Consider the following 17,791-nt stretch of genomic DNA (forward strand, 5'->3'; position numbering starts at 1 on the left):
ATGATTCACGAATGTTGACAGTTACCAACAGTCGGATTAGACTTGAGTGTATAGATTTTTCCTAAAGGCAAAAAATATGATGATAGGAAAGTATAGATGGATTCTTAGAAGGAGAGTTTACTCATGGGTGATTGGATTGTTGGATTAAGCCCTGTCTCACAGGCATTCCTTTTTACGATGTTTACATGGGGCGCCACTGCACTTGGGGCATCATTTGTATTTTTCACAAGAACTGTTAATCAAAAAGTCTTTGATGGCATGCTTGCATTTGCGGGAGGCGTTATGATCGCAGCAAGCTTTTGGTCCCTGCTTAGCCCTGGGATAGAGATGGCTGAACAACAGGGAGTACCGGGGTATATTCCGGCAGTTGTTGGTTTTCTATTAGGAGGGTTTTTCCTTCTTCTCGTTGATCGTATCTTGCCACATATTAATGAAGATTTGTATTTTAAAGACATTAAAGATAAAAAAGCAAAACACCGTACCGCCATGCTTGTTTTCTCCATTACGATGCACAACATTCCTGAAGGTCTTGCAATTGGTGTCGCATTCGGTGCCGTAGCTGCAGAGTTTTCGAGCTCAACACTTGCCGGTGCAATTGCACTTGCGATCGGAATTGGAATTCAAAACATTCCTGAAGGTACCGCCGTCTCTGTACCACTTCGAGGTGACGGTATGTCTAAAGCGAAAAGCTTTTTCTACGGACAGCTATCAGGAGTGGTTGAGCCTATTTCAGCTGTTGTTGGGGCACTTGCTGTCATTTACATTCAACCCCTCTTACCGTATGCGCTGAGCTTTGCAGCTGGTGCGATGATTTTTGTAGTAGCAAAAGAAATCATTCCTGGTTCTCAAGAGAAAGGGAATGTTCAAATTGCTTCCATGTCACTTATGATCGGTTTTTCCGTCATGATGGTTCTCGATGTAGCACTTGGCTAGCCCGCATACGAAAGGCGCGTTCCCAGCGGGACGCGCCTTTTTCATTCTACACACAATTAAGATTCGTTTTAAAAAGCATAGCGAAAGAGCCCGTAATATAGTGGTAGGAGCATCAAAATCGAGAATACAACTGTTGTCGCTTTCACTGTTTTCTCACTCAATCCCTCAATTGCTTCATCACTTTGGTCGATATAAATCACAAATAGGAGATCCCACACGATTCCGACGACGAAAACAATTTTCCATAGTAGAGTTGGTCCGATGCTTATACTCGTTACATATCCAAATAAACCAGTCCATGTCATACATGAGACGACAAAATCAACTTTCATCGCTATTGTTTTATATTTCCCTTTTAATAAAAACCCTATCGCTGGGGCTCCTAGTATTCCAAGATACGTAATCCATAATATGTCTGACATTCTCAATCCTCTTTCTTTCACAACTTCGTGAAATTAACTCTATCTCACTATTTTCAAGCATACCCTTACTACTAGTCTACAAGAATAAGAGACAAGATAGATACATGAAAAAAACTTTTCTATTGAATAACTTGTTAAGAAGATTGTTTTTTTCGATGTTCTTTCTTCTCTTTCGTTGCTTCAGCTACTTTTTTCAATAATGTTTGCTCTCGCTTCCTATTTGCTACTCTTACTTCTTTTCGTAGCGATTTAAAAAGGTTCACGCACATGATGAGTAAGATCACCGTAAATGGTAAAGCTGCCACAAGGGAAGCCGTCTGAAGCCCCTGTAGACCGCTACTAATAATTAAGACCGCGGTAATGGCGGCAATCAACGTGCCCCATACAAGCTTTGAGAAAAGAGAAGGATTTAAGTCACCATCTGAGGTCATCATCCCGAGAACAAACGTAGCTGAATCAGCGGAAGTAACAAGAAAAACACAGATTAGAAACAGTGACAAGATGGATAGCACTTGAGTGAGTGGAAATTGCTCTAATGTCACAAATAAAGCACTGGTTACATCATTATTTACAGCGTCTGCAATGGCTGTCCCTTGAAACAAGTCCAAATGAAAAGCCGCTCCACCAAATACGGCTATCCATACCATCGCAATGAATGGAGGAACAATCAATACGCCAAAAATCATCTCACGAATGGTTCGTCCTTTTGAAACGCGAGCAACGAAAGCGCCAATAAAAGGTGACCACGCAATGACCCACGCCCAATAGAAAACGGTCCATTCCTTTACCCATGACCCTCCTTGATATGGCGTCATAAAGAAGCTCATCTCAATAAACTTCTGAATGTATCCTCCTAGCGCAAGCGTAAAGCTTTCAAGAATAAATACCGTTGGCCCAAGAAATAGAATAAACAGCATCAGTAGAAGGGCAAGTGCCAGGTTTAAATTACTCAAATACTTGATGCCTTTGTTTAATCCCGTTGTCGAAGAAGCCATATATAAGAGAAAAAGAATGGCAGTAATAGCGATTTGAACCATACCATTTTGAGGAAGTCCATACATATAATCTAATCCGCCGTTAATCTGCAAGATGCCAAAGCCAAGCGATGTGGCTACACCCATTACGGTTGCAATAACAGCAAGGATATTGATCACTTTTTTCCATGATGATTTTTTATTCGCATTCGAGCCACTTGAAATTGTTTCACTGATCAAACTTCTGCGACCTTTTCGATACTGGAAATAAGCCATCACAAGACCGACAACTGTAAATACAGACCACTGGTGAATGCCCCAATGGAAAAATGAATACCGCATCGCAAGCTTTGCTGCTTGCTCCGTCTCACCTTCTACCCCAAAACCAGTTGGAGGGTTTGCGAAATGCGTCATCGGTTCTGCGATACCCCAGAAGACAAGACCAACCCCAAAACCTGCACTAAACAACATACCAACCCACGTAAAAAAGGGATATTCTGGTTTCTCCCCATCATCACCTAAGCGAATTTTTCCATACTTACTAATCGCAAGATAGAAACAAAACAGCACAAAGAAAATAACGGCCAATAAATAAAACCAGCCAAATGCATTTGTTGTAAATGAATAGACTGAACTTGCGACAGATGAGAAGGATTGAGGAACAAGAGCTCCCCATATGACGAGCACGAATATGACTAAGCCCGATATCCAAAATACTGAATTTCCTTTTTGATGTTTCTTTTCTTTCATACACCTCTCCTTTCAGATTGAAAGTCATATTTCATCAACTCTCAATCAAGAATAATTCATTTTTCTATGTCTATCTTGTACCCAACTAGCTACGAAACTAACCAACTTTTCCCTTTTATTAGGCATCACAAAAAAAAGCCTGCTTTAAGCAGGCTCACTCATTTGCTGGACGTTTACATTATATGTCCAGATGGATATGTTGTTTTGGAAGCGTAAGACGTTCAACTTTAAAATTGGGATCACCAAATTCCATCGATTCAAGAATTTGTTCTTCTGAAAATCCAGTCATTTGAGATATTCTCCGAACATCCACTTTCTTTTTAGACAAGCGCTTGGAATGTTCAATCGCCATTTTTGTTTGGTGTTGCACCACTGAGTATCGGTGGGTACAACTTCCGATCGATTGTTTCAAAGCCTCATACCCCTTCCATTATTGTATAACCCACAGAAATCTCAGGGGGTTCGATATGGTCCTGTTACCCTCTCATTCATAAACTAAACTAGGTCTTATGGCCGTTGCTTGCACATTTTTTATCTAGTCTATTTATCATTATTAGTTTGTGCTAGGACGCGTACGAATCGACACTCGCCTCCAATCTCCTTAACAAAATTTAGTCTAAATGGTTTGCTAGAATACGGGAAGATTTGCTATGGTAAAGTTCTGACTAAAAAGGGGGAAATACTAGATGAAATTAAAGCAAATGCTTTTATTGCTAGCCTTACTTGGAGTACTAGCAGCATGTGGCAACAATAATGCGAAAGAAGAGGAACAAACGACATGGGGAGAAATTCAGGATAAGGGAACAATTGAAGTGGCGACATCTGGCACCCTTTACCCTACTTCATATCACGAGCAAGAAACAAATGACTTAACCGGGTTCGACGTTGAAATCGTGAAAGAAATGGCAAACCGTCTGGATTTAGAAGTTGAATTTGTTGAAATGGGCTTTGATGGAATGTTGACGGCTGTACAAACGGGAAAAGTTGACTTGGCCGCTAACGATATTGGCATTACAGAAGAACGTAAAGAGAAATTCGCCCTGTCTACCCCATACAAACATTCTTACGGAACAGCGATCGTAAGGGCTGATGACCTTTCTGGGATTGACTCCATTAACGATTTGGAAGGCAAAAAAGCAGCTGGGGCTGCGACAACAAACTTTATGAAGCTTGCAAAAGAAAAAGGCGCTGAAGAAGTCATCTACGATAACGCTACAAATGAACAGTACCTTCGTGACGTTGATAACGGCAGAACGGATGTTATTTTAAATGATGTCTACTTGCAGCGATTGGCTTTAGCAGCCTTTCCTGAACTTGACCTTACCATTCACCCTGATATTCAGTACATGCCGAGTGAAGGTGGACTATTGATGAATAAAGAAAACGAAGAACTCATTTCAAAGGTGAATGGCGTTATTGAAGAAATGCTCGAAGACGGCACAATCCGCGACCTCTCAAAGAAATTCTTTAACGATGCAGATGTAACAGAACTTCCGGAAGATATTGAATTCGAGAAATAACTTAACCGCTCCTTTCTTAGATATTGTTGCTTTTAGATAAGTGGTTAATTTCCGCTCCAGGATGCTCGCTTTCCGCGGGGCGGGCGGTGAGCCTCCTCGTCGCTTTCGCTCCTGTGGGGTCTCACCTGTCCCGCTAGTCCCGCAGGAGTCGAGCATCCTTCCGCTACAATTAGCGAAGTGTGGTTTTTTATTCAATAATTGATTCAAAAGCCACTATCTATTAGAAAAGAGCCTAATGAAAAAAGCCGTTCTCCAACTAGTTGGAGAACGGCTTTTAGCTATTAAACAGCTTTTGCGTTAATTTCTACGTCAATATTGCCTCGTGTTGCCTTAGAGTAAGGACATACTTTGTGAGCTTCTTCTGCTAACATTTCTGCGTCTTCCTGGCTAACACCTTTAATTTCTACAGTAAGGGCTGCGCCAATTTTGAAGCCATTATCTGCTTCATCTTTCAACAAGCTAACGTCTGCTGTGATTTTTGAATCAATGTCCATTTTTTTCTTCGATGCCACAAGGTTTAATGCACCATCATAGCAAGCGGCATAAGCAGCAGCAAACAGTTGCTCAGGGTTTGAGCCTGTTTCGCTTGATTTCTCTGTTGGCATAACAAGATTTAAATCAATTAAACCGTCGGAAGATTTAACTTGTCCATTACGTCCGCCTTCTGCAGTTGCTTGTGAAGTAAACATTACATTACTCATTGAATATCAGCTCCTTCTAATTTGCATACAACTGAAATGTCCCCTTTTTTTACCTGTTTTAAACATTCATAGTGCCAATGAATGTTTTTTCAAATACAGATTGAATTTTTCTTTTGATAAGTGTATTATTTATAATAGAACATTTGTTCTTATTTTGGAGGGGGAGATATTTTTGCAAGCAACTGCACTTCTCATTATCGATGTTCAAAACCGTATGTTTCAACGCGGATCATCCGTTTATAATGATGCAAAACTTCTTTATAATTTAAAAAAACTCATTGCTTCTGCGAAATCAGAACGCATGCCCATTTTCTATATACAACATGAAACAATCGGAAAACATTTACAACGTCATAGTGACGCCTGGGAGTTACACCCTTTTCTAACCGTTGAAAAAGATGATATCGTCATTCAGAAAACAACCCCTGATTCTTTTTACGAAACGCCGCTTGAAGAACAGCTATATTGTAAAGGAATCCAACACTTACTGCTCGCCGGCATTCAAACAGAAGTCTGCATCGATACTACGTGTCGCAGTGCTCAAAGCAGAGGTTTTTCTACTAGTCTAATTGGAGATGCACACAGTACTTGGGATACGCCTATTTTAAAGGCTTCACAAATTATTCAACATCATAATCAAACGCTTCAATGGTTTGCCAACACAATCTCAACTGATCAATTTGTAGAAAGAATACGCTAAGATTTAATATCGGGTTATGTTTGTTTTTTCGGTCCACTCCTCTACAACTGATAAGAGGTCAAGCAACGAATAGATGGAGACTTCCTCTGTCTCTTCGGTTTCTTCTTCACGTTTTTTCCATACTGCTCTCATTCCTACTTCCTTTGCACCTTTCACATCATTGATGAGATGATCACCAACAAAAATCGCTTCATGAGCTTTTATATTCATGCGCTCAAGTGCACGTTGAAAGATTGTACTCTCCGGTTTTTTCACTTCTTCTTCCTCTGAAATAACAATGGTATCAAAATACGCTTCAATTCCAAGAGCTCGAATATTGCTTAATTGAAATTCCGTTCTTCCATTTGTAATGATGCCAAGTTTGTAGCCCCGTTTTTTCAACGCCTCAAGCATTTCAAACATGCCTGGAAAAGGGTGACAATGCTGTTTAAAATAAAGAAGATAATCATCTAAAAGCTCTGCAGAAGATAACGGGAATTGATATTCATCTACTAACCTCTCATAGACGCGATCTTTCCACGTGTATCCGTTGTTATCAAGTTCAATGAAGCGAGAGCAATAAGTATCTCCTTCTACTCTTGCCAAATAAGGTTCGTAGCGATTATATTGGTCGCGAATAAAAGATTCTACTGATTTTTTTCGATTTAAAAGTGTTTCATCTAGGTCAAAGAGAATTCCTTTTATCATCCTTCTTAATTCCTTTCATTGTTTGCTCACACTTCTCTCTTCACTTCTGTTATAGAGCGTGTATTTCCTTCCAAAACAAAGAGATCGTGAGTCAGACTCACGATCTCCATAAAATTATTTATTCTCAGCATCTTCTTCGTTTACTTGCTCACTGCTTGAATTCTCTTCATCTACAAGCTCATCGTTCGGTTTAGGTTTTTGTTCATCCTTGGTTTGAACTTTCTTAATCCCATTCTCCTCTTTTTTATCTTCTTTTACTTCATTATCCTCTTTTTGAGCAGGTTCTTTTTCTTTCTCTTTTTCCACTCTCTCATTTTTTGACCCCTTCATTGTAAAGTGCCAAATGTCAGACGTTGTTTTCCCCCCAAACTGATCAGATGCAGTGGCATACCAGTAATACGTTTCACCTTTAGCAAGTTTCTTCCATTTTGCTTCAGCAATGCCTCCACTCCTTACCCTTTGATCTGAACCGATTTTTTCTTCCGTATAAACATTTACTTCAAAATAATCAGTCGCTACACGTTTCACTTGTGGCTCTAGATTAAGATCAATCGTAAATTCATCTTTTCCTGGGTATTGCTCATTATCATAGAAGTTATAATCATCTAAGTAAGGAGAATACGTGTTCATATAGATTCGATTATTCGCAACATCGACGTGTAACAAACGTAAATAACCCTGCCCGCCTTCTGGTCCTCCCTGGTAGTCTGCAAGAATTTGATACACGTTTCGATCTGCTGTCCCATCACCATCGTCGTCAATTTCATCTACTAATAACTCACTGTCATGGTAATGGCCTGATAACGTTGCAACAACGTTCTTATTTGGCACAACGACCTTTTCATAGATTTTATCCGCAAGAGGGCTTCGGTTTCCTGAAACAAGCAAATATTCATGGAAAGAAAGAATGGCCATTCGATCAGGATACTGATCTAAAACAGCATTCATCCAATCAATTTCTTCCTGCTCAATTCCCCAGCCCATATAAAGCATCAGATAGTCATTGCCATTTTCAGAGATAAGATCATAGTGTCCTTTGTTATCTTGATAAGACTCTCCATAATAATCTCGACCGTTAAAGCGCGACTCTCCAAAATACTTCGAAAAGGCTGTATAGTCACCGGTTTTATTATCAACATCATGATTACCTGCTAAAACCCCGTAACGAATGCCGGCATCATCAAGCACTTTCATACTTGCATCTGCATTGTTCCACTGGTAGACTTTATCCGCTTCATCCACTAAATCTCCCGTATGGAAAACATATTTAATTTTCATTTCTTCTTGCTGATCTTTAATCCACTCGGTTTGCTTTTGATAAATATACGGATAGCTTTCAGAATAATATTGCGTATCGCTCATCCAAACAAACGTATAATCATACTGATCACGATTTTCTGGAATTTCATCTTGAACAAGGACCGTCACTTTTTGGTCTTTTACATAATCTTTAGCTGTGACAGACCCTTCAAGCGTGAAATCTCCTTCTGGAGCGATCTGTTGCACTATCGGCTCCCAGTTTTCTTGATTATGGTTCCAGGCATACATCGATACTTTTCTTCCTTCTAATGACTTCCCTTTCCAATGAAGAGCAATACGATCACGATCCTGAACCGACTCTTCTACCTCAACATCAAAACGGTGATAAGGGAATTGAGTCGTCGAATCAGTGGTCATATACTGTTGATCTTCTTTCGTAATAAGCTGAACCTCGTTGTCAGTGATTGCTTTCTCCCCTTCAGGTTTAAAAACGCCAGGTGGTTCTGTATCCACTGTGTTCGCATGGACGCTAATATTATTATCTCCAGCGGAATATTGATAGCCTTTATAAAAATCAACGTCTAACTCGTCATTAGTAGGATCTTCCACAAGCACTTTTAGCTTAGGATTTCCAGTTACATTTCCTTCCCCATTCTCTGGCGAAATGACTTCAGGTTTTTCAGGCTGTTCTTCTACTACTGTAAATGGAACCTTTTCTTCTGCTTTGTTTCCAGCTACATCATATCCTGTAAACACAGCAACGTGCTCACCAGCCTCAAGGTCAACAGAAGATGTCTCATAAGGCAATTCGACTGTTTCTCCATCAAGTGTGGCAGTTAGCTTTTCCATCCCAGATGTTTTATCAACAAGCTCTGCATCAATCGTAAACTTCCCTTTATATTCTTTTGTTTTAATCGTCGGAAGGATCGTTGGAGCTGTATTATCGACAAGAACTGTTTTTTCTACGCTCCCTTTCTTTGGACCGTAAACCTGAATGGTATGCAAACCGTCCCTAGACTTCCTTGTATCCCACTGGTAAGCAAGAGAAGAAAAGAGGTCTTCAGAAAGAGTAAAGTTAAAATCAACTACAGGAGTAGCTCCGCCCCCATCTCCAATTGTAAGTTCCTGTTCTAAGTTCATATAAGCCTCGTCTTGAATTATTGTGCCATCACTCATGACAAGTCGAATATTCTTCACATAGAAATCATCACGGTTTTCTTCTGAATTGTCGTCAAATGGTGATACTTTCGTTCCAGAACGTATGCTAATCGTATTTTGGTTCCCTATTTCAAGCTGACTGGATTGGATCGGAACCGATACCGTCATGTAGCGATTGATTGTATCATCAAAAATAAGAAGCGCTTCTTCTCCCATCGTTACACCATTTTGGAAAAAGAGATTTGTTTTCTTCACATCAAATGCAAAATACGCTTCGTTTTCTAGTGCTTTAAACGTGTTTGTTGGCTCTTCCCCATCGATTTTTAGAAGGAGATCATCTGGTGTTGCTCCATCTGCCGCGCCTTTTAAGATTTCCTTTCCAGAGAGAATATCACCATCTTCTACATTTAATCGAACGGCCTCCTTCACTGGCTGTTCAATCTCAATCTTTTTTACCTCACTTTTGATACGGTTCGTTCCATCAGATACTTCCGTATAATACTCAATTCCATTTCTACCAATTAAATCAGGTGAATAAATGGTGTGATGATAGAATGTATCGTCAAAGTCTTCTTTTAAATACACTTTTCGGAAGTTCTCTTCACTCTCATGCTTATAGAAAAGTACTACTGTCTTCACAAGGTGATTATCCTTTGCATCAAAGATTAGTTCGATATTTTCCGTTTGCTTCACTTTCTCAAAATCATGTAGCGCTTCAATAGAAGGCGGTTCGCTATCTTCTTCTACCTTAATTAAATCAGTTGGTACCTGACCTGGTAACACATTTCCTGGAGAAGCTGGCTCAGTAGCACTGCTGATTTTCCTTAGAATTTGTGTACCATCTGTTGGATACGTGTAAAGTATCCCTTTATTTGCAGCGGTATCATCTATGCCAACCTGATCGTTATAATTACCAATCGAAATCTCTTTACCCGTATTCGTTGCAACAAGAATTCCTCGGGCACTGCTATTGGACATGCCATTTGACTCTATCTTTACAATAGATTCATTTTCAACTAGCTCTGATCCGTAATTCTTGTTAAAATCAACAACCGTTTCATTTTGATTAGCTGAATTGATAATCCAAAAAACCATTGATTCACCTGAAGGAATGGTGACATCTTCTTTTTGAGGTGACCAAATCAAATCTGCTTCTGGACCATCCATCGGATACCGATACTGGATTTTATAATCCTGGAAGTTAATTGCTTGATCTGTCGTATTGTATACTTCAATGAATTCATAACCATCCGCACCATTGACATTCGTTGAATCAGGAACTACTTCAGTAATGAATAACTCTGGTAATTTCGTTTGATCAATTTCTGGACGATCAACATGTACGTTATGCTCTTCCGATGTAACCTCATGCTTTCCATCATTTGCTTTAATTGTATAGTAAAGTGTGTCGGACCAAAGCTTATTAGAAGGAATAACAGCCGAGTAAATATCACCTTCTCCCAGCTCCATAGGAATGGTGACAGGCTCCATTTTTTCATCTAAACGATAGGATAAAACAGCCGATTGAACACCGGTATCATCTTTTATTTCCGCGGAAATTGTCAGATCTTGATTTTCAATCGGTACTGGAACTTCATGCGTGATTACCGGCGGCTCATTTTTTAACGCTTCTTCTATTTTTACTGTAAACGGCTCACCGGCATGAGCAGGATGGTTCTTTGTATATTGAGCTGTTTCTACTTTTATGTAATAAGTCATTTCCTTTGAAAAAGCAAAATTTTCTTTGGATATAACGGCTTCGTATACCCCTCCATAAGGTTCTGAAGAATCTTCTACTTTCTTCATTTGAACTTCAACAGGTTCTTCTAATTGAGATGGCTGATAAACAAGCGAAACGTGTTGCAATTCAGTTTCCGCTGTAATTCCAGCCCTAATTGTCATATCTTCATTAGCACTTTGCGTTGTCAGTGCATCATGAGTGATAGCAACATTCGATAACGGTTGCGGACTAAGTGGAACCTGGGACTCCTCAACACTTCCTGGTGTTGGCGCTTGTTTTGCTTGATAAATCATCATCTCTTTATCCCTAATAGGATATTGATAATGGACGCTCAAATCCTCAGCTGCCTGATCACCAGCATAAGAAGCACGAAGCATTTCATTTCCTTGGCGATCAAGGAGAACAACCCCTCGATTTCCGCCGTTTGAAAAACCACTAAATTCTTCTCCGCCAAGACTAATCACTTGATCTTGAAGCTTCGTCACTCCATAGTGATTTTCAAAATCAACAATGGTTTTTCCACTTTTGTTATACCATAATACCTTCGTTTCACCTGGATCGATGACAGCTGGTTCTACAGTAAATTTTTTATCTTCAGCGCTCCCATCTGTATACCGGTAAAGGAATTCATAATCATTTAAATAGAGCGGCTGATTTGTATTGTTGTAGACCTCGACATACTCATAATCTTCCGCTCCTTTAATATTGGGTGATATTTCTGTAATAAGAAGCGGATAAAACCCAACTTCCTCCGCTTGTGCTGAGTTTTCTAGATTTGTTGAAAACAGCATCGAACATAACAGGCATGCAATCATTCCTACACTGACTAATTTAAAACCTTTATTCCTTTTCATTTCATCCCCCTCATTCGTTCATTGTGGACCCCCTCTCTTATAGTAGAGTTAAACTATTAATGGCTTGTTTTTAAATTGTAAAATTAGGATAAATTTTCCGAATCTATTTACTTTTTGAATTCCTTATGTAAAATTGAAAGTTAGCATCCAAAAAGGGGGGAAAAACCAATTGATTAGACGATTAACAGAAAAAGACCATCACCAATGCCTTTCCTTGCTAACGCCGCATGCAGCTGAAAATTTGTTTATACTAGGTGACATTGAAGCCTTCGGTTATGATCAACCATTCCAAAAGCTTTGGGGAGATTTCTCTGAAGACGGAACATTACGAGCTGTTCTATTAAAATATGAAAGAAACTATATCCCCTTTGCTCCTGCCGAATTTGATGCGGAAGGGTTTGCAAAGGTGATTTCAAATGATACAAACTTCCTAATGATGTCGGGTTTGAAGAGAGTAACCAATCAAATTCAGCCAAACATCTCCCATCCCCCTCATTCAAGTCGGGAACTGTTCTATGCAAAGTGTGAAAGCGTGGAGCAGCTTTCCCTAAAGAACATAGAAGAAGTGAAAAAAGCAGATTTAAATGATCTGAGTAAAATTCATTCTCTACATAATAAGATTGATGAGTTTGATGCCACCGAAACCGTAGAGGAAAAACAACGTAATCAAGAGAAAGGCGTATCGAGAACCTACTATATTGAAAGGGACAGCCAGCCTGTATCAGCCGCCTCTACAGCAGCAGAAAACTCTCAATCCGCCATGGTTGTGGGCGTGTGCACTTTACCAGACTATAAACGAAACGGTTATGCTACAACATGTACGAGTAAATTATGCTTCGACGTTCTCCAAGAAGGGAAAGTGCTTTGTCTTTTCTATGATAATCCTGATGCAGGTGCGATATATAAGCGGATCGGATTTCAGGATATTGAAAAATGGATGATGATCCGTTTTGAAACAGAAACACCTATGACGTGAAGGAAACGATCCCTCTCTTTACGGATCGTTTTCTTCACGTCTGGAATTAATTCAACATCTCTTCAACTACTTTATTCCTTTAGACAAGTTAGGAGTTATACGATTTTGTCATGAGCTAGTCACATGTCAATCTAATATCCACTTGAGATCACAGCTTAACTTTCTTACTATTAAAGTGTTGCTCAAGTTTACAAGATTCGATTTTTGGTCATACTGTAAACTTAGTAAATCGTTTATTGGATAATGGAAGGAAGAATGAAATGAAAAAATTAGGATCGTTAGTTTCTATTCTTAGTATGGCGATTGTTCTCGCGGCATGCGGACAGGATAATGCAAATGAATCTGATAATAATTCAACAGCTGAAGAGACGCAAGTTGAGACGCTTGAAGTTGCTCTAGATACTCCTGAAAAAGTAGAAAAAGGTGAAAAGGTTACATTCTCTGTCACGGTTACACAAGGAGAAGAAAAGGTAGACGATGCAGATGAAGTGATGTTCGAAGTGTGGAAAGAGGGCGCTAAAGAAGAGAGTGAAATGATCGAAGCTTCTCACGATGGCGATGGCGTGTATTCGGCTGAACAGCAACTTGATGAAGCCGGAAAATATTTTGTTCAATCTCATGTAACGGCTCGAGATCTACATACGATGCCGAAAAATGAAATCATGGTAGGTTCTGAAGAAGAAGCCGCTTCTGAAAGTCATGAACACGAGCATGAACATGAAAGCGCCGTATCCATTCATCTCATGAAGCCTGAAGAAATGAAAGCCAATGAAGAGGTTATGTTAATGGCACACCTCCAAAAAGACGATGCCGCTTTAACAGGTGCTGACGTTCGTTATGAAATTTCGAAAGTGGATGAAGAAAAAGCTGAGTGGGTTGACGCTGAAGAAAAGAAAGACGGCGAATACGAAGCCACCACTTCATTTAAAGATGCTGGTGATTACACCGTTACCATTCATGTCGAGAATGACGAAGGGCTTCATGAACATACAGAAGAAAACCTAACAATCACAGAATAACGCAAAGGCTCTCCCTTTCACTTTGAAGGGAGAGCCTTTTATTAGTTTAATTTGATCTTCTTAAATTTTCGTTTCCCTACTTGAACCACGAGTCCATCTTCTACTGCCACTTCTTCGTTTACATTGGTGACTTTCGTCTCATTCAGTTTTATGCCACCATTTTTCACCATTCGTCTTGCTTCACTCGTTGACGGTAACATGTCGAGAGAAACGACTAGATTCGGCACTGAGATCGAGCGCTCACCTTCCCATAGAACTTCTTCAATATCGGTTGGAAGCTGCTTTTGTTGAAACACTTGCTGAAATTGCGCTTCCGCATCTTGAGAAGCTGCTACACCATGAAACATGCGTACAATGGTTTTGGCGAGATTCATTTTAGCCGTTCTTGGGTGAATGCGTCCTTGTTCGATTTCCTGTCGAACCGCTAGCTTTTCATCAAGCGATAAATCGGTAATGAGTTCCGTGTATTTTATGACCAGCTCATCCGGAATCGACATCGCTTTGCCATACATTTCGGATGGCTTCTCAGTTATTCCGATGTAGTTCCCTTTTGATTTAGACATTTTCTCAATTCCATCTAACCCTTCAAGCAGCGGCATCATTAACACGACTTGCTTCTCTTTCCCAAACTGTTCCTGTAGGTGACGCCCCATGAGAACGTTGAAATATTGATCGTTCCCACCAAGTTCAATATCACTTTCTAAATGAACAGAGTCATAGCCCTGCATGAGTGGGTAAAAGAATTCATGAAGAGAAACAGGTTTATTCGCCTTCATTCGATTTTCAAAGTCGTCACGTTCAAGTAGACGAGCAACTGTAATTTTTCCGGCGAGTTCAATGACATCTTCAAATTTTAATTCAGAAAGCCACTTTGAATTATAGTGAAGCTCTACCTTGCTTTGATCCAGAACTTTTCCAAACTGCTCAAGGTAAGTCTTTGCATTTCGTTCCACTTCTTCGTCAGTAAGCTGCACTCTTGCTGTAGACTTTCCTGTCGGGTCACCAATTTTTCCGGTGAAATCTCCAATAATCAGTTGAATCATGTGACCATTTTCTTGAAACTGTCTTAATTTATTTAACACAACGGTGTGTCCAATATGAACATCGGGTGCTGAAGGATCAAGACCCAATTTAACTTTAAGCGGCTTATTTTTCAGAAGTGAAGTAGCGATTTTCTCCTTAAGCTCCTCTCCAGGAATGACTTGACTCGTTCCATGGGTATAGACCGCATATTGCCTTTCCATTTCCTTTCTTTGTTCTGCTGATAACTGATCCATGCTCCTGTTCATTCCTGTCGACCTCCTAATAAGTAAAATTTGATCATATAAAAAGCCACGCCCCTCTAATAAATAGGGACGTGGCTTAACACGCGATACCACCCTGATTGAAGAAATAAATTCTTCCGGCTCGATTTGGATAACGGTTCTCCCGTTCCTGACTAGTAGGATCACTCCGTTCGTCAAGAAAGCTCTGAGGGGTAATTCACGGCTATGCTGTACCAGTTCACACCACCCACTGGTTCTCTGCCACTACTGATCATAACGCGCTACTGCTTCCTCTTCACAGCTTTTGATTATTCCGATACATGAATTTCTCATTACTTTATCTTTTTTTACTTTGGTTGTCAATTGATCTTTCATACTTCAATCTGCCAGTAATAAAAAAGCAGCCTGCGAAAAAGACAGGCTGCTTTTTTATTACTTATGATTCAGTTCCTTCAAAACGACTGTTGAAAGAATCTCAATAAATTCATCCTGGGCATTTGGCATTTCTGGTCGATAATAGTTTGCGCCAATTTCATCGGTCACAACTTTACATTCGTAGTCATTATCGAATAAGACTTCTAGATGATCAGCGACAAAACCAACTGGCGCATAAACGAACGAAGTAAAACCTTGCTTTTCGTGAAGATCTCTCGTTAAGTCCTGTACGTCAGGACCGATCCATGGATCAGGTGTGTTTCCTTCACTTTGCCAACCGATTGCCACATTTTTCACGCCAGACTCTTCAACAATGAGGTTGGCTGTTTCTTTCAATTGATCAGGATAAGGGTCTCCATTTGCAATGATTTTCTCAGGTAAACTATGGGCTGAAACAATTAGTACTGCTTTTTCACGCTCTTGGTCAGACATGTCGTCAAAGATCGCTTTTATTCGCTTTGCCCAGTAGGAGATAAACTTAGGCTCATCATACCAGCTTTCTACAGAATGAATAACTGGCCCTCCGATTTTCTCCGCTTCTTGTTTAGCTCGTCCATTGTATGATTTGATGCTAAATGTGGAGAAATGAGGAGCAAGGACGATGCTAACCGCTTCTTCAATTCCATCATTATGCATCTCTTGAACAGCATCTTCAACGAAAGGTTCAATATGCTTTAATCCGATATATAGCTTGAATTCAATTTCGTCTTGAACCTTATTAAGATGAGCTTCTAGCCCTTTCGCCTGGTCTTCTGTTATTTTCGCAAGTGGCGAAATACCACCAATGGCTTTGTAACGATCTTGGAGGTCTTTTAATTGTTCATCAGACGGCTTACGACCACGTCGTATATGTGTGTAATACCTTTCAATGTCCTCTTCTTTATACGGCGTTCCATACGCCATTACGAGTAATCCCATTGTTTTTTTAGCCATGAATGTGTTCCCCTCTCGTCCAATAATTAATTAAACAAACTATCTTTTTGTAATTATTATCATCTAGCTATCAGTATACCTTTTTTTCTCTCCTGAATCAAAGGAAACCGAACTTAAATTCGCAACGTTTTGTGTCATACTCATTGAACCAAATCTTTATGTAGATTGCCACATCCGATGCGCTTCCTTCACTAGTATAGCGGACATCTTGCGTTCTGTCTTTTTCTTCTTCTACTTCAATCTCAAGCCTGCCCACCAACGATTGTTTTCATACTGCTGTGAAGTAGCGCGGTAGTGAAGCGGGGGTCAGGTACGTACCTGACCCCCTACCGCCACTCATAAGAAAAAGCTGCGCACATTCGCGCAGCTCTTGTCCTTATTTCTCCATAGCACCATTATGTTTTGAAACCACTTCACGTAAATCCGTATCATCTGATTCATCTGTTTCAAATGCTAACAAATAGCGAAACTCTCGATCTGCCTTTCCAGAAGGATCTGCATTTTCTTCTTGTTTTCCTGTAGGCGTTTCGTTCGAGAAGAACAAATCGTTGTTCGCTCCAGCCGGTGTAGCTGTTCCTTGTCCTGGAATAGGTGCATCAATGTTAAGCTTTTTATCTTCAGGTATATGTTCAACTGACAATTGACTTACCGAATAAGTCTGCAAATCAGCTTTTGCACTTTCTGCATCGTTCTCTGTTGTAAAATAGGCTTGTAATGATTTACTCATGTCAATCCAACTCCTTTTTGATGATCTCATAAAAAGGGTTTCCCGAATCTCATCCGTTCTAATCATCGTGATGGCATTTAATGCTGCTTAGCGACGATCACCATTGAAACAAAAACGGTACTAATCAGCATGGCAGCTAACACACTCAGCACCGTTACTGCACTGATCTCTACAATGTTGAATTGAAGAAGAGAAAGAAATACCACGATGTACCCAAGCACAGCAAAATAGGAATAAAACATCCCTTTCTCTCGAATCATGCGACTTCGCTCATCTTTCGCCTTAAATTGCGGCTGAAGGTAACTTAAGCAAAAACCCATAATGGACATCGATATCAGCATATAACTCGCAGGAATCGGTTCATTACCTGTACCAATCCCAACGCTCAGTAATAACAAAGCATTTAAAGCAAAAAAGACGCCAAAAACAACATACGCTTTATTAATTCCCACACCTACTCCCCCTCTGAATCTAAATAAAAAATCTCCTCGACAATCGTTCCAAACAATTTCGCCATTTCGAGTGCTAGCGGTAAAGACGGATTGTATTTTCCTTTTTCTATTGAAATAATCGTTTGTCTTGATACGCCCAGTATTTCTGCTAGACGATCTTGTGAAAAGCCTTTTTCTCTTCTTTTTTCACGTAGTACATTTTTCAATTAAAAGGCCTCCTAACTTCTTCACCATCATTTTAACGTAAAGCACACTTTACGTAAAGTTAACTTTACAAAACATGA

General features: G+C 39.9%; 16 protein-coding genes and 1 other annotated feature. Of the genes, 5 read left to right on the forward strand and 11 right to left on the reverse strand.

Annotated elements, in window-relative coordinates; all coding sequences use genetic code 11:
- Positions 1–123 precede the first annotated feature (123 nt).
- Complete coding sequence (locus LCL91_RS13420) at positions 124–933, forward strand: ZIP family metal transporter (protein ID WP_098442420.1); 810 nt, start codon at positions 124–126, stop codon at positions 931–933.
- Positions 934–1,001: 68 nt separating this feature from the next.
- Here LCL91_RS13420 and LCL91_RS13425 read toward each other — a convergent pair whose 3' ends face one another.
- From LCL91_RS13425 to LCL91_RS13435, 3 genes are all read right to left on the reverse strand, one after another.
- A complete protein-coding gene (locus LCL91_RS13425; protein ID WP_224883085.1) occupies positions 1,002–1,355 on the reverse strand; it encodes a hypothetical protein in 354 nt (117 codons plus the stop codon).
- 134 nt (positions 1,356–1,489) lie between these two features.
- Positions 1,490–3,079, reverse strand: a complete 1,590-nt coding sequence (locus LCL91_RS13430) for a BCCT family transporter (protein WP_224883086.1) — start codon at positions 3,077–3,079, stop codon at positions 1,490–1,492.
- Between the two features lie 178 nt (positions 3,080–3,257).
- Positions 3,258–3,491, reverse strand: a complete 234-nt coding sequence (locus LCL91_RS13435; protein WP_224883087.1) for a hypothetical protein — start codon at positions 3,489–3,491, stop codon at positions 3,258–3,260.
- A 274-nt stretch (positions 3,492–3,765) separates the two neighbouring features.
- On the opposite strand from LCL91_RS13435, the gene LCL91_RS13440 reads away from it, so the two are divergent.
- Complete coding sequence (locus LCL91_RS13440) at positions 3,766–4,599, forward strand: transporter substrate-binding domain-containing protein (RefSeq protein ID WP_224883088.1); 834 nt, start codon at positions 3,766–3,768, stop codon at positions 4,597–4,599.
- A gap of 281 nt (positions 4,600–4,880) precedes the next feature.
- Here the strand turns inward: LCL91_RS13440 and LCL91_RS13450 are convergent, their stop codons facing one another.
- Positions 4,881–5,300 carry an organic hydroperoxide resistance protein gene (locus tag LCL91_RS13450; protein WP_224883089.1) on the reverse strand — a complete coding sequence of 140 codons (420 nt, stop codon included), beginning with the start codon at positions 5,298–5,300 and terminating at the stop codon, positions 4,881–4,883.
- Between the two features lie 172 nt (positions 5,301–5,472).
- Here LCL91_RS13450 and LCL91_RS13455 point away from each other — a divergent pair, with 172 nt between their 5' ends.
- On the forward strand, positions 5,473–6,000 hold the full coding sequence (locus tag LCL91_RS13455) for a cysteine hydrolase family protein (protein WP_224883090.1): 528 nt from the start codon (positions 5,473–5,475) through the stop codon (positions 5,998–6,000).
- Positions 6,001–6,003: 3 nt separating this feature from the next.
- Here LCL91_RS13455 and LCL91_RS13460 read toward each other — a convergent pair whose 3' ends face one another.
- Together LCL91_RS13460 and LCL91_RS13465 are read right to left on the reverse strand one after the other, a co-directional pair.
- Entirely contained in the window at positions 6,004–6,687 is a 684-nt protein-coding gene (locus LCL91_RS13460; protein ID WP_224883091.1) for an HAD family hydrolase, read from the reverse strand.
- Between the two features lie 114 nt (positions 6,688–6,801).
- On the reverse strand, positions 6,802–11,700 hold the full coding sequence (locus LCL91_RS13465) for a lamin tail domain-containing protein (protein WP_224883092.1): 4,899 nt from the start codon (positions 11,698–11,700) through the stop codon (positions 6,802–6,804).
- A gap of 169 nt (positions 11,701–11,869) precedes the next feature.
- On the opposite strand from LCL91_RS13465, the gene LCL91_RS13470 reads away from it, so the two are divergent.
- Both LCL91_RS13470 and LCL91_RS13475 read left to right on the forward strand, forming a co-directional pair.
- Positions 11,870–12,676 carry a GNAT family N-acetyltransferase gene (locus tag LCL91_RS13470; RefSeq protein ID WP_224883093.1) on the forward strand — a complete coding sequence of 269 codons (807 nt, stop codon included), beginning with the start codon at positions 11,870–11,872 and terminating at the stop codon, positions 12,674–12,676.
- Between the two features lie 260 nt (positions 12,677–12,936).
- Positions 12,937–13,695, forward strand: a complete 759-nt coding sequence (locus tag LCL91_RS13475; RefSeq protein ID WP_224883094.1) for a FixH family protein — start codon at positions 12,937–12,939, stop codon at positions 13,693–13,695.
- Between the two features lie 41 nt (positions 13,696–13,736).
- Here LCL91_RS13475 and tyrS read toward each other — a convergent pair whose 3' ends face one another.
- The 5 genes from tyrS to LCL91_RS13500 form a co-directional block, all read right to left on the reverse strand.
- Positions 13,737–14,984 carry a tyrosine--tRNA ligase gene (tyrS, locus tag LCL91_RS13480; protein ID WP_224883095.1) on the reverse strand — a complete coding sequence of 416 codons (1,248 nt, stop codon included), beginning with the start codon at positions 14,982–14,984 and terminating at the stop codon, positions 13,737–13,739.
- Positions 14,985–15,043: 59 nt separating this feature from the next.
- Positions 15,044–15,268: a binding site (T-box leader), on the reverse strand.
- A gap of 124 nt (positions 15,269–15,392) precedes the next feature.
- Positions 15,393–16,328, reverse strand: coding sequence for a ferrochelatase (gene hemH / locus LCL91_RS13485; protein ID WP_224883096.1), 936 nt, complete (start codon positions 16,326–16,328; stop codon positions 15,393–15,395).
- A gap of 376 nt (positions 16,329–16,704) precedes the next feature.
- Entirely contained in the window at positions 16,705–17,055 is a 351-nt protein-coding gene (locus LCL91_RS13490) for a hypothetical protein (protein WP_098442406.1), read from the reverse strand.
- Positions 17,056–17,132: 77 nt separating this feature from the next.
- Positions 17,133–17,507 carry a permease gene (locus tag LCL91_RS13495; RefSeq protein ID WP_224883097.1) on the reverse strand — a complete coding sequence of 125 codons (375 nt, stop codon included), beginning with the start codon at positions 17,505–17,507 and terminating at the stop codon, positions 17,133–17,135.
- Positions 17,508–17,509: 2 nt separating this feature from the next.
- The gene (locus LCL91_RS13500) at positions 17,510–17,713 is read right to left on the reverse strand and encodes a helix-turn-helix transcriptional regulator (RefSeq protein ID WP_159781344.1); all 204 of its coding nucleotides are present in this window, start codon (positions 17,711–17,713) and stop codon (positions 17,510–17,512) included.
- Between the last annotated feature and the right edge of the window lie 78 nt (positions 17,714–17,791).

It is taken from the genome of Guptibacillus hwajinpoensis, from assembly GCF_020171785.1.
Classification (GTDB): Bacteria; Bacillota; Bacilli; order Bacillales; family Guptibacillaceae; genus Guptibacillus; species Guptibacillus sedimenti.

Coding starts and splice junctions, on each gene's coding strand:
- LCL91_RS13430 (WP_224883086.1), bottom strand. CDS start 3,079: ATGAAAGAAAAGAAACATCAAAAAGGAAATTCAGTATTTTGGATATCG.
- LCL91_RS13425 (WP_224883085.1), bottom strand. CDS start 1,355: ATGTCAGACATATTATGGATTACGTATCTTGGAATACTAGGAGCCCCA.
- hemH (WP_224883096.1), bottom strand. CDS start 16,328: ATGGCTAAAAAAACAATGGGATTACTCGTAATGGCGTATGGAACGCCG.
- tyrS (WP_224883095.1), bottom strand. CDS start 14,984: ATGAACAGGAGCATGGATCAGTTATCAGCAGAACAAAGAAAGGAAATG.
- LCL91_RS13460 (WP_224883091.1), bottom strand. CDS start 6,687: ATGATAAAAGGAATTCTCTTTGACCTAGATGAAACACTTTTAAATCGA.
- LCL91_RS13420 (WP_098442420.1), top strand. CDS start 124: ATGGGTGATTGGATTGTTGGATTAAGCCCTGTCTCACAGGCATTCCTT.
- LCL91_RS13465 (WP_224883092.1), bottom strand. CDS start 11,700: ATGAAAAGGAATAAAGGTTTTAAATTAGTCAGTGTAGGAATGATTGCA.
- LCL91_RS13440 (WP_224883088.1), top strand. CDS start 3,766: ATGAAATTAAAGCAAATGCTTTTATTGCTAGCCTTACTTGGAGTACTA.
- LCL91_RS13490 (WP_098442406.1), bottom strand. CDS start 17,055: ATGAGTAAATCATTACAAGCCTATTTTACAACAGAGAACGATGCAGAA.
- LCL91_RS13450 (WP_224883089.1), bottom strand. CDS start 5,300: ATGAGTAATGTAATGTTTACTTCACAAGCAACTGCAGAAGGCGGACGT.
- LCL91_RS13475 (WP_224883094.1), top strand. CDS start 12,937: ATGAAAAAATTAGGATCGTTAGTTTCTATTCTTAGTATGGCGATTGTT.